Origin of the sequence: Mucilaginibacter sp. (genome assembly GCF_041088075.1) — a bacterium.
Taxonomy (GTDB): Bacteria; Bacteroidota; Bacteroidia; order Sphingobacteriales; family Sphingobacteriaceae; genus Mucilaginibacter_A.
In genome coordinates this window covers 107190-119279 of sequence record NZ_JBGCVY010000049.1, presented here as the reverse complement: position 1 = coordinate 119279, position 12090 = coordinate 107190, and the positions used below count along the sequence as shown (strand labels likewise).

The window sequence follows — 12090 nt, the reverse complement described above, 5'->3', positions numbered from 1 at the left end:
AATATTAAAAATTTTCATGCGTTTTTTATTTTTATTGATCATCAAATCAAATTTTACGAGCATAAAAGAAGTACTATAAACTACTCTGATGTATTTAAAAAATATATTAAAATTTTAAATTAAGATAGAAAATTATCATTGTCAGTATCAAATTGTTTTTGTAAATTAAGGTTTATAACTTAAGATGTGAGTGAAAATTTTACTGTTAAAAATACAATAATTTAATAATATGTATAATTATTTAACGATAATAGTTTAATTGAGCCGGCCAATGATCCAAAATATTATTACTAATAGGATTAGGGTAATCATGAATATTGTCTGTTTAACATGTTTAATGATTGATTCTGGAGGTGGGTTAGGACTTAGAAATATTTCATTTGCTATTATATTTCTATTTGCATTTTACGGCACCGCATTAGTAAAAAGTATCAATAGAAGTTTTATCTTATTATACTTCATCTTTTTAATATCCTTAGTTCCTGGCTTATCTGTTTCGTTAGTTAACCCGGATGTTTCATTAATATCAAGCAGTGTTTGGATTATATCGTTTTTATTAATTCCGGTCTTCTTTTTATATATATACGGAAGTAAAATAAATAAAAAAACATTTGTGATAAGCGGAACTATATTTGCCGGATTAATTATAACATTGTTTGTAGGCCGGGTATTTGGGTTAACTTATATAAATAATGTAAACGACTACATAAAAGAACGTTCCAATGGATTTTTTGGCAACAAAAATTTTTTAAGTGGTGATATACTGCCCAATGTATATTTTCAAGGAACATTGAGTTTAATAATATGTGGTGTATTATGTTTTGAATGCAAAAATTATTTTTCATATTTAACTATTTTAATTGCATTAATTCTTGCTCCGTCTAGATTTGGTTTCGTCATTCTATTAATATGGGCACTTATCGTTTTTATTAAAAAATCATATTTACGAATATTCTTTGTCCCCTTTTTTCTTGCAGTAGTTTTTTGGGGTTTGTATAATTTGCCTTTTGGAAAAGAGTTGATTGGGATTTTTAATGGACAAAGTGATGGTTTGGAAATACGAAATGGTCATATCCAATCAGTATTTGATGAATTTAAAATGCACCCGATAGCTATGCTTACAGGGGAAGGGCCCGGATCATTATTTTATTCGAAAGGATATGGAGCATACGTAGATAATATTGAATTAAGCCAGTTTGAGTATTTGCGAAAATATGGTATAATTTCATTCATTGCCGCCACCTTTTTTTATTTTTGGCCACTTTTAGGAAAGAAAAAAAATACATTTTTTTTAAAAGGAGCTTTAATTATGTATTATTTCGTTTCGTTTTCTAACCCTGTATTGTATTCGATTTTTGCTATGCTTTTTCTTACTTATACGTATGTTGAAAACTTTCCAAATACATCATCAATTACACCAAACTTGAAAGCTACTAAACTATTAAACCCAGGGTTGGTGAAAAATTAATATTATATGGAAAAAATATTTAGTGTTTCCGTTACTTATAACCCTGATTTGGATTTGTTAAATCGTCAAATCGATTCATTATGTAATCAGGTTTATTGTATTACTATTGTAGACAATGGGTCGTTAGACATTACCCAATTGAAGGATTATTTAAGCAATAAGCAGTTTGAAATAAAAAAGGAATTTATAATTGTTTACAACGATAAGAACATTGGCCTCGGGTCAGCTCAAAATATAGGAATTAAAGCAGCGATCGAAAATAGTGCGTCTGATGTGTTGCTGTTAGATCAGGATTCTGTTTTAAAAGCTGATTTTGTTAGTAATATATTTGCAGCCCGGCATGAGTTACTAAACAAAAAAATCAAAGTTGGCGCTATCGGGCCAGTCTATTATAATGAAGTAACACAAGAAATGTATCCCATAACCCGATTTTGGGGGCCTTTTATAGAACGCATCAAGCCATCAGAAAAGCCGGAAGAAGCATCCTTTTTGATTGCCTCCGGGTGTTTTATCAACATTAATGTTTTAAAAGAAGTGGGTTTGATGGACGAAAAACTTTTTATTGATTGCATTGATGTTGATTGGTCATTTCGGGCTCGTGCAATGGGTTACAAGTTATTTGCTTCGCCAAAAGTTATGATGATGCACACGATAGGAGAAAAACGGTTAAACATTGGGGGTAGGAGTATTGCCGTGCATAGTCCGTTTAGAAGGTACTACCTTTTTCGAAATAGTGTTTTTATGGTAAAGAACAAGAATATTCCAATTGGATATAAAATAAGGGAAATAGTATTTAATACACTAAGATTGATAGTTTACTTTACTGTATCTACCGAACGAATCAAGTATTTAAAATATAGCTTTAATGGGTTTAAAGATGGGATAAGGGGTGTTGGTGGTGAGTGTCCATATAAATTTTAACTATAAGATAAGTTACATATGAAGTTATTATTAATTATTACAGACTTTGGAAGTTTCAATAATTTTTTATCAGAACTTGCATTGTTTCTTGAGGAAAAAACAGATATTGAAGTTTGTGTTATTTGCTCTAAATCAAAAGTGATAAATATTGAAGATAAGGACGTTTATTACAAAAAATTAACCTTTCATTTTATAGACATACCAAGGAGAATAACAATTTTAGGAGAATGGAAAGCTGCTAAACAAATAAAAAAAGTAATAGAAACGGAACAACCAGATTTAGTTCACTCTCATTTTACAACTGCTACCTGTCCTGTCATTTTGTTAAAAGACAAAAGCGTTTCTTACTGGGCTACTTTCCATGGTTTAGGGATGAATGCAAGTTCTGGTTTTAAAAAAATCATTTTCACTTTGGTAGAAATGTTGTGCTTTTTCAAATTAAAAAAAATATTTACCGTAAATAAGCAGGATTTTAATTTGGTCAGAAACCACTTTGGAAGTAAAGCATATAAATACAATTGTTTAGGTTTTGGTTGTGATACTAATAAGTTTAATCCAGAAAGTGTATCTTTTAAAGTTAAAACAGAACTTAGAATTAAGCATCATATAAATTCCAATCATATTGTAATTGCTTTTACAGGCAGGTATGTTAGTTTTAAGGGTTTTCATCTCGTTATTAAATCTTTTAGGCACTTATCCCACACGTATCCCGGCAAGTATAAACTAATTTTAATGGGCGGTCGCGATTCAATTCATCCTACCGGGTTAAATGAAATCGAAAATAAGTTTTTTAAAGAAAGTGGTGATATTATAAATATTGGATTTACAAGTAATGTGGAACATTATTTAGCGATAACTGACATTTTTCTTTTTCCAAGTAAGAAAGAAGGACTCCCTACTTGTATTTTAGAGGCACTGTCTATGGGGGTTCCTGTAATTACTTTCAAATCCAGAGGTAATGAAGATGTTATTAGAAATGGATATAATGGACTGTTGATACAACCCAGTGATAGTGATGATACAACATTAGATGTTAAAAACATTTGTAATTCTTTAACACTATTAGTAAGAGATATAGGTGAACGTGAAAAGTTTAAATTGAATTCTTTGAATGACCGACATAAATATTCAAGAACAGATTTTGTAAATGAACAATTAAAATATTACCGTGAATTTGAACAGCTTACCTCGCAAATTAATTAGAATTTTGATAACAGGTGTATCAGGTTTTGTTGGCCATAATTTAATTAATTATCTTAAAAAAGATTATCCAAGCGATGCGCTAAACAGAAAAGAACTACAAAATATTTCTAAAGATGTAATTAACAACTACAATTCCATCATCCACTTGGCCGGCAAAGCCCACAACCTTAAAAAAACGTCTAATCCCGAAGAATACTACCAGGTTAATTTCGAACTCACTAAAAAGCTGTATGATGCTTTTTTAGATTCCAACGCAAAAAAATTTATTTTTATAAGTTCTGTTAAAGCGGCTGCTGATGAGGTTGATCAAATACTGACAGAAGATGTTGAACCCGAACCTAAAACAGATTACGGAAAATCCAAGTTAATGGCCGAACAATATATTCAAAGCCAAACTTTGCCAGCAGGGAAGTCCTATTATATCCTTCGCCCTTGCATGATCCATGGGCCGGGAAATAAAGGCAATTTGAATTTGCTTTACCAGGTTGTTAAAAAAGGGATCCCTTATCCTTTAGCCGGTTTTAATAACAAAAGGTCTTTTTTAAGTGTCGAAAACCTTTGCTTTGTTATCAAAGAATTGATCTCAAGGGACGATATTAAAAGTGGGATTTATAATGTTGCAGATGATGAAGCACTTTCTACCAATGAAGTAGTTACGATACTATCTCAATCCTTAAATAAAAAACCGCGCTTGTGGAAGATTTCTCCCCGGTTGATTACTTTTTTTGCCAAAGTTGGCGATCGGCTGCACCTTCCTTTAACTACCGAACGGCTTGGTAAATTAACGGAAAGCTACGTGGTAAGCAATGCAAAAATAAAAGCAGCCATCAACAAAAAATTGCCTGTAAAAACAGCACGGGGCCTGCAAATAACTGCTTCTTCTTTTAGCCAAGTATAATTTATGCCCCTAACCCTACTTGCTATCAGTTTAGTCCTCCTTTTTGCTGCCGAATTGTTGTACTTCAAAATTGCCGATCATTTCAACATTATTGATAAGCCCAACCACCGAAGTTCGCATACGGCCATAACCATACGTGGCGGTGGGATTATTTTTGCATTTGCCATCCTGGCTTTTTCATTTTATGCAGGCTTCGTTTATCCATACTTTTTAGTTGGGCTTTTGCTGATTGGCTTCATCAGTTTTATGGATGACATCCGCGAACTAAGCAGCAAAGTGCGGATGCTTTTCCATATCACGGCCGTGGCCTTGCTTTTTTACCAGCTACACCTGTTTGTGTTCCCGGTTTATTGGATTTTGCTTGCTTTGGTATTTGTGATCGGCACGATCAACGCCATCAATTTTATGGACGGCATAAATGGTATTACCGGCGGCTATGGTTTGGTTACGCTGGTTACTTTACAATACATCAATGCGGTTAGGGTTCATTTTACTGCCGATGGTTTTTTGATCGTGGCGATACTGGCCGTGCTGGTTTTTAACTTTTTCAATTTCCGTACCAAAGCCAAATGCTTTGCCGGCGATGTGGGCAGCGTGAGCCTGGCTTTCATTATCCTTTTCTTTTTGCTGCAACTGATCATCAAAACACAAAACCCGGGCTACTTTGCGCTGCTTTTGCTTTACGGTCTGGATGCAATTTCGACCATTGTGTTCAGGCTTTTTAGAAAAGAAAATATTTTTAAAGCGCACCGCAGCCATTTGTACCAGTTTTTGGCCAACGAAAAAAAACTGCCTCACGTGCTGGTTGCCTCGCTGTATGCCTTGGTTCAGTTAGGGATAAATATTTGCTGGCTTGCTTTTCTTTCGGCATCAAACTTTAAATTAGCCGCGGTTTTGGTTTTGGTTACCGGTTTGTTCGTTGCATTACGGTTTTTATTAGAAGGTCCGCGCAGGTTGTTGAAACCGGTTAAAATATAAGTGTTTGGCACGATGCTTCTTTTACCACCCTAAAATTGTTGTTGTAATGTTTGATGTCCGCATACACACCACTGATTTTTATATGATAAAAGAAGTATGCCTTGGTTAAAATTAATTTTAAGATGCTGTAACAGATGCACACCGTATTAACGTATTAGATATAAAAACAAAAACCAATGACAATTTTTTTAACTATGTTTAAATTTATGCTTTATTTTACTTCATTATTTGCCGATAAAGATTGTAGATAAAGCATCTGTTACAAACACAACAAACTTTTAAATGTAGATATTTAATACACGTTGTATTGCGATAGCTCACAATTATGCTCACATGACTTCCACCAGATTGTTTAAACAGTTAAATATAGTACCGCGCTGGATAATCTTTACCCTCGACCTGCTCATTTGCCTGCTGTCCATCACGGCTGCTTACATCATCAAATACAATTTCGACTTTTCTGCCCTTAATTTTATGCAGTTCAGTCAAAACGTATTGATTATTTTAGCCATCAGTACCATTGTTTTCTTTGCCGTAAAAACCTATTCAGGCATCATCCGGTACACCAGCGCGCAGGATTCTTTCCGTATTTTGTTTGCCGTTTTCCTTAGCAACGGTGCTTTTTTTATCTTCAATTTATTTACCGTGGCAAGTGGCAGGCCGCAGTTTATTTCCAACAGTATTTTAATTATCAATGCCTTGTCATGCTTTTTGCTGATGGTAACCTACCGAATGCTGGTAAAGTATTTCTTTTTGTACGTAAAAAACCTGAGGCTGGATAAAAAAAGGGTGATCATTTATGGTGCAGGCGAATCTGGCGTTGCCGCAAAAAGGACTTTCGACCATGATTTTAAAGTGAATAAAAACATCATCGCCTACGTAGATGACGACCAGCGAAAAGTAGGAAAAATGATTGACCGGATTAAGATACTGGATGCCAAAGAGCTGCCGGGACTGATAGAAGATCATAAATTAGACGAAGTGATTTTTGCTTCTTACACCATACCAGTAGACCGTAAAAACAAAATTGTAGATGTTTGCCTCGAAAACAACATCAAAGTACTGCACGTTCCGCCGCATGATGTATGGTCGGGCGGAAAGTTGCAGCCAACGCAAATTCAAAAAGTTAATATTGAAGACCTCTTAAACCGGAAATCTATTCAGATTGATATTACCGCCATCCAGACTGAGTTAAAAGGAAAAAGGATATTGATAACCGGCGCGGCAGGCTCTATCGGCAGCGAAATTGTGAGGCAATTGTTAAAGTTTGATACCGGCTTGATCATTATGTGCGATCAATCAGAAACGGCTTTGCACCATATGTACCTGGAGATTGAAGATGCGCACGTAAGCTCAAACTTCCATGCTTTTGTAGGCGACGTAAAAGACGAAAAACGCATGGGCCATTTGTTTGAAACCTACAAACCGCAGTATGTTTACCACGCTGCTGCTTACAAACATGTTCCTTTGATGGAAGACAATGCTTCGGAAGCCATCAAAACCAATGTGTTGGGAACAAAAACCATTGCCGATCTTTCGGTAAAACACGGCGTGCAAAAGTTTGTGATGATTTCTACGGATAAAGCCGTAAACCCAACCAACGTAATGGGTGCCTCAAAAAGGATTGCCGAAATTTATGTGCAGGCTTTAAACAAATCCATCAGCAGTAAAGATTTCCGTTTTACAAACGGTTTAAGCCAGTTAAACAATACCAAACCAATTACCCGTTTTATCACCACGCGTTTTGGCAATGTGCTGGGTTCCAACGGCTCGGTTATTCCAAGGTTTAAAGAACAGATCGAAAAAGGCGGACCGGTTACGGTTACGCATCCGGAAATCACGCGGTTTTTTATGACGATTCCCGAAGCCTGCCGTTTGGTTTTGGAAGCAGGCTGTATGGGCAACGGCGGCGAGATCTACATTTTTGACATGGGCAAATCGGTAAAGATTATTGAACTGGCCAAACGCATGATCCGGCTGGCCGGACTGATCCCAAACCAAGATATTAAAATCGAGTTTACAGGTTTAAGGCCAGGCGAAAAGCTGTTTGAAGAATTGCTGAACGACCATGAAAACACGATGCCAACCCATCACGAAAAAATCATGATCGGCAAAGTGAGGGAATACTTGTTCAACGAAATTGAAAGCCAGATTTATGAACTGATCAACCAGGCCAAAACCAATGACGATTTGCAGGTGGTGAAAACCATGAAGCAAATTGTGCACGAGTTTAAAAGTAAAAACTCGGTGTTTGAAGAGTTGGACATGATTTCTAAAGCAAGGTAAATGATAAAAGAAATACGATTTATTGTTGCTTTCTGCATCATTTTTTTGGTTTCCTGTAAAGAGCATGTGCGCAATGAAGTGCAGGTTTACGCCAACAACTTTGAAAGCGGCGATCTGTCTGCCATACAAAGCGGTGCGATCGCTCAGTTTAACAATTCGGCAGTTTTAGGGCGGTACAACAACGGCAACTTTGCACTAACCGTTAACAACCTGCCTGAACATGACCTGATCACCATTTCTTTCGATTTGTACATACACGATAAATGGGACGGCAACAGAATGGCACCCGACGGCCCGGATATTTGGGAGATGCTGGTTGACGGAAACACGTATATCAACACTACTTTTTCTAATGATATTTGCCCGGGCGGCGGTGGTGTTTTTTGCCCGCCGCAAGCTTATCCTGCAGATTATCCAAACAGCAATCATAACCCCAAAACAGGTGCTTTCAGGACTGATCTTCCCGGTGCCTGCAGCAACAGCAGCAGCCCCAACGGAACAACCGAATATAAGATCGAAAAAACTTTCAGGCATACCAATAAAACTTTGGTATTGCAGTGCTTAGATAAGCTGATCCAACCGAATGCAGCCGATCCGAAATGCGATGAAAGCTGGTCGGTAGATAATATCGTTGTAAAAGCAATTACCTTGTGAGGATTATCAAATTTACCATCATTTGTGTTGTGCTGATTGGTATCAGTTCGGCAATACATGCGCAGTCGCTTCCGGTTGGTGCCGTAGCTACCGAAGATTATTTCAGGCGGACGCAGTTGCAGGGCCAGGCCGATACCAGTGTTTCTTTTACCGTTCGGCCGGTGTTTCCAACCAGTTTAAAAAAGCCGGCAGACCCTTTTTATCCCGACAGCAGCGAGCAACGCTACAATTTGCTGAAAGTAAACGGTTCTGGGCGATATGCAGATAAAAAATTAAGCATACTTCTTTTACCACTAACTTTTCAGTCTCAGCTTAATTCAGATCATCCTTACGGTTGGAACGATGGCGCCATGATCCCGGCAAAAGGCATTCAAACTTATTTTAGTGCCGGTGTTTTTGCGGAGTACGGGCCTTTGTCTATCCAGTTCAGGCCAGAATTGGTGATTGCCCAAAACCCGCCCTTTGAAACGTTAAGCCAAAGCCATTACGATGTTATTTTTGCCCGTTACTACGATATTTACAACAATACTGATCTGCCCGTCCGTTTTGGTACAAACAGTTATACAAAGGCCTATTGGGGCCAAAGCAGTATCCGCTTAAATTACAAAGGCTTGTCTTTTGGCCTGTCTACCGAAAATTTGTGGTGGGGGCCGGGTATCCGGAATTCATTGTTGATGAGCAATTCTGCACCGGGCTTTAAACACCTCACCTTAAATACTTCCCGGCCTTTAAAAACGCCCATTGGTTCTTTTGAAGGGCAGTTGATTGCCGGGCGGTTAGAAAACTCGGGCTTTGCGCCTTTGGTTCCAGACCATACTTATTTTAACACCAATTTGTATGTGCCAAAGCTTAACGACTGGCGTTACCTGGCCGGAATCATCGTAACCTGGCAGCCTAAATGGGTTCCCGGCTTGTTTCTAGGTTTCGATCAAAGCTCCCAAACTTATGGCAAGGATTTGAGCGGAATCAAAAGTTACCTGCCGCTTTTTTCATCGGTAAAAAGAGTAAACGCACCAGACGACCCGCTCAACAAGCAAGACCAGCGAAGCTCAGTTTTTATGCGCTGGGTGTGGACAAAAGAACACGCCGAGATTTATTTTGAATACGGCCGCAACAATACCACAAGCGATTTTTTACAATCAATTTTATCGCCCGAAAATTCGAGGGCGTACATTTGGGGGCTTAGAAAGCTGTTGCCTTTTAACAGCTCCCGTAAGGAAAATATTTTAATTGGTGTTGAAGTTACCCAGCTTCAGGAAAATTCGATCAGCAAACTTTTGGCCGGCGATGAGTGGTACGTCAGCAAAAGCATCCGCCAGGGTTATACCAACTTGGGGGAAAGTTTGGGGGCCGGGATTGGGCCGGGGGCAAACCTTCAATCTTTGGACGTAAGTTGGGTTAGCGGATTAAAAAAGCTGGGCCTGCAGTTTGAGCGCTACGTACATAACAACGATTTTTATTACTACGCCTTTAGCGACAGCCAGGATTACACGCGACACTGGGTGGATATGAGCATGGCCTTTAACGGCGAATGGAATTACAAAAACTTAATTTTCAATACAAAAATCCAAGGGATTAAATCTTTTGATTACCAATGGGCTTTAAAGAAACCGGGCAACGATATTACTTTTCAAAACCAAACCAGCAGGTTTAATTTGCAGGTGCAGCTTGGGGCCAGTTATAGGTTTTAGTTTATTGATGTGGATGGATAAGCAGGTTGTTTTAAAGCTTTGGAAAGATCATCGCAATGCTTCTTTTAGCACTAAAAAATTGGTATCAAACGTAAATTTAGAATATTGGCCATACTGTTTTTAGTACGGTAAAAGAAGCATGAAGGCAAAAAAGAGGTTAAGCAAGTCCTGACAATCAGGCCCGTAGAAATGAAAAAAATATTTTTTATCGTATTGAGTGCGCTTGCTTTTAGCTGCTTTGTGCCAGGCGCTAAAGTATCTGCACAAACGCTTCCCGTTGGTTCAAATGTACTGGACGATTATTACCGGCGCGAACAGCTTTTAGGCAAGGTGGATTCTAATATTTCTTTTACCATACGCCCTCTTTTTCCGGTTGCTTCGTCAAAAATCAAGGATGTTTTTGATCCGGACAGTTCCCTCAAAGCTGACCATTGGGTAAAAACCGGGCCCATGTCTTTTGCAAAAGGTTTAGGCGTTTTCCAAATCTTGCCCTTATCCTGGCAGCAGCAATATAATTCTGATCATCCTTATGGCTGGAACGATGGCGCCATGATTCCGGCTAAAGGCTATCAAACGATGGTAAGCGGTGGTTTTTTTGCAAAAATTGGTCCGTTAAGTGTTCAGTTAAGGCCGGAATATGTTTATGCCACAAACCCGGCTTTTAATGGTTTTGCTTCCGGCCATACCGGGCAGGATTTGGCCAATTACTACGTCTATCACAATATGATTGACTGGCCCGAACGCTATGGTAACAGCCCGTACAGCAAAGCATTTTGGGGCCAAAGCAGTATCAGGCTGACTTTTGGGCCGGTGTCCGCAGGTCTGTCCAACGAAAATATCTGGTGGGGGCCGGGCGTTCGCAATGCTTTGGTTTTAAGCAATAATGCTCCGGGTTTCAAGCATTTCACCTTAAATACCGTTCGGCCAATAAAAACTTACATCGGTTCTTTTGAAGCCCAGTTTATAGCCGCGCGGTTGGATGCGTCAAATTTTACACCTTTAGCGGTAACTGCTTTGCCAGACGGGACAAATTTATTTGCACCAAAAAGAAACGATTGGCGGTATTTCACCGGGATCAACATCAACTACCACCCAAAATGGGTACCGGGCCTTACGCTTGGTTATACCCGGACTTTTGATGCTTATCATAATGATGTCCACGGTTTAAAAGGTTATTTTCCATTCCTTACAGCATATGAAAAAGTTGTTTCCGGTGTCAACGGCGACCCTTTTCCACGCGATCAGGTAACTTCGTTTTACAGCCGCTGGTTGTTTACCAAAGCGCAGGCAGAGGTTTATTTTGAGTACGGCCTGAACGACAACTCTTATAATTATAATGATTTTTTAGGTTCGCCGGATCATTCCCGGGCCTATTTGTTTGGCTTTCGCAAGATGCTTCTTTTACCGGGTAAAATTGACCAGCATATTTTGTTCGGTGCCGAAATTACCCAGCTTTCACAAACACCAGACAAGTTGGTGCGCGATGCGGGCGGATGGTACACGCATTATCAGGTAACACAAGGGCATACGAACGAAGGCCAGATTTTGGGTGCCGGGACCGGTTCCGGCGGAAACCTGCAATCCGTAGATGTAAGCTGGGTTTCGGGCCTGAAAAAATTAGGCATCGGCTTAGAACGTTACGAACACGATGTTGATTTTTACCGCACAGCTTTCCCAGACATCAATGGCAACAGCAGGAAATGGGTTGATTTTGCCTTTGCCTTAAACGGCGAATGGAACTACAAAAACCTGATATTCAATGCCAAATTACAGGAAATCAAATCCTTAAATTACGAATGGATTTTAAAAGATTATGACCCGGGCAAGTATTATATCCCGCACAACGATGTTTTTAATTTTCATGGCGAACTTGGCGTAACGTTCAGGTTTTAAATTGTTTAAACTTTTGTTTTTGTTGGAACAGGATTATTTACAATGGCCATCAAATCATTTCCCTCTAAAACAAATCAGCGGGATGAGCCTAATTTTTA

Annotated in this window: 9 protein-coding genes; all 9 read left to right on the top strand. The window is 38.6% G+C overall.

Going from position 1 to position 12090, the window contains the following annotated elements:
• Positions 1 to 337 precede the first annotated feature (337 nt).
• The 9 genes from V5804_RS12445 (at position 338) to V5804_RS12405 (ending at position 11992) form a co-directional block, all read left to right on the top strand.
• On the top strand, positions 338 to 1468 hold the full coding sequence (locus V5804_RS12445; protein WP_369591716.1) for a hypothetical protein: 1131 nt from the start codon (positions 338 to 340) through the stop codon (positions 1466 to 1468).
• Between the two features lie 6 nt (positions 1469 to 1474).
• Positions 1475 to 2389: a rhamnosyltransferase gene (locus V5804_RS12440; protein ID WP_369591715.1), complete on the top strand. Its 915-nt coding sequence runs from the start codon at positions 1475 to 1477 to the stop codon at positions 2387 to 2389.
• Between the two features lie 18 nt (positions 2390 to 2407).
• Positions 2408 to 3592, top strand: a complete 1185-nt coding sequence (locus V5804_RS12435) for a glycosyltransferase (protein ID WP_369591714.1) — start codon at positions 2408 to 2410, stop codon at positions 3590 to 3592.
• Positions 3564 to 4490: an NAD-dependent epimerase/dehydratase family protein gene (locus V5804_RS12430; protein WP_369591713.1), complete on the top strand. Its 927-nt coding sequence runs from the start codon at positions 3564 to 3566 to the stop codon at positions 4488 to 4490. The genes V5804_RS12435 and V5804_RS12430 overlap by 29 nt, the downstream gene beginning before the upstream one ends.
• 3 nt (positions 4491 to 4493) lie before the next feature.
• Positions 4494 to 5468 carry a glycosyltransferase family 4 protein gene (locus V5804_RS12425; protein ID WP_369591712.1) on the top strand — a complete coding sequence of 325 codons (975 nt, stop codon included), beginning with the start codon at positions 4494 to 4496 and terminating at the stop codon, positions 5466 to 5468.
• 333 nt (positions 5469 to 5801) lie between these two features.
• Positions 5802 to 7754, top strand: coding sequence for a polysaccharide biosynthesis protein (locus V5804_RS12420; protein ID WP_369591711.1), 1953 nt, complete (start codon positions 5802 to 5804; stop codon positions 7752 to 7754).
• Positions 7755 to 8408 (top strand): hypothetical protein, encoded by a 654-nt coding sequence (locus V5804_RS12415; protein ID WP_369591710.1) that lies wholly within the window; start codon positions 7755 to 7757, stop codon positions 8406 to 8408.
• Positions 8405 to 10099, top strand: a complete 1695-nt coding sequence (locus tag V5804_RS12410; RefSeq protein ID WP_369591709.1) for a capsule assembly Wzi family protein — start codon at positions 8405 to 8407, stop codon at positions 10097 to 10099. Before V5804_RS12415 ends, V5804_RS12410 begins: the two co-directional genes overlap by 4 nt.
• A gap of 189 nt (positions 10100 to 10288) precedes the next feature.
• Positions 10289 to 11992: a capsule assembly Wzi family protein gene (locus tag V5804_RS12405; RefSeq protein WP_369591708.1), complete on the top strand. Its 1704-nt coding sequence runs from the start codon at positions 10289 to 10291 to the stop codon at positions 11990 to 11992.
• The last annotated feature ends 98 nt before the right edge of the window (positions 11993 to 12090 follow it).

Excerpts from the sequence above, each read along its gene's own strand:
- V5804_RS12440 (WP_369591715.1), top strand. The coding sequence starts at position 1,475 with ATGGAAAAAATATTTAGTGTTTCCGTTACTTATAACCCTGATTTGGAT.
- V5804_RS12405 (WP_369591708.1), top strand. The coding sequence starts at position 10,289 with ATGAAAAAAATATTTTTTATCGTATTGAGTGCGCTTGCTTTTAGCTGC.
- V5804_RS12420 (WP_369591711.1), top strand. The coding sequence starts at position 5,802 with ATGACTTCCACCAGATTGTTTAAACAGTTAAATATAGTACCGCGCTGG.
- V5804_RS12445 (WP_369591716.1), top strand. The coding sequence starts at position 338 with ATGATTGATTCTGGAGGTGGGTTAGGACTTAGAAATATTTCATTTGCT.
- V5804_RS12425 (WP_369591712.1), top strand. The coding sequence starts at position 4,494 with ATGCCCCTAACCCTACTTGCTATCAGTTTAGTCCTCCTTTTTGCTGCC.
- V5804_RS12435 (WP_369591714.1), top strand. The coding sequence starts at position 2,408 with ATGAAGTTATTATTAATTATTACAGACTTTGGAAGTTTCAATAATTTT.
- V5804_RS12415 (WP_369591710.1), top strand. The coding sequence starts at position 7,755 with ATGATAAAAGAAATACGATTTATTGTTGCTTTCTGCATCATTTTTTTG.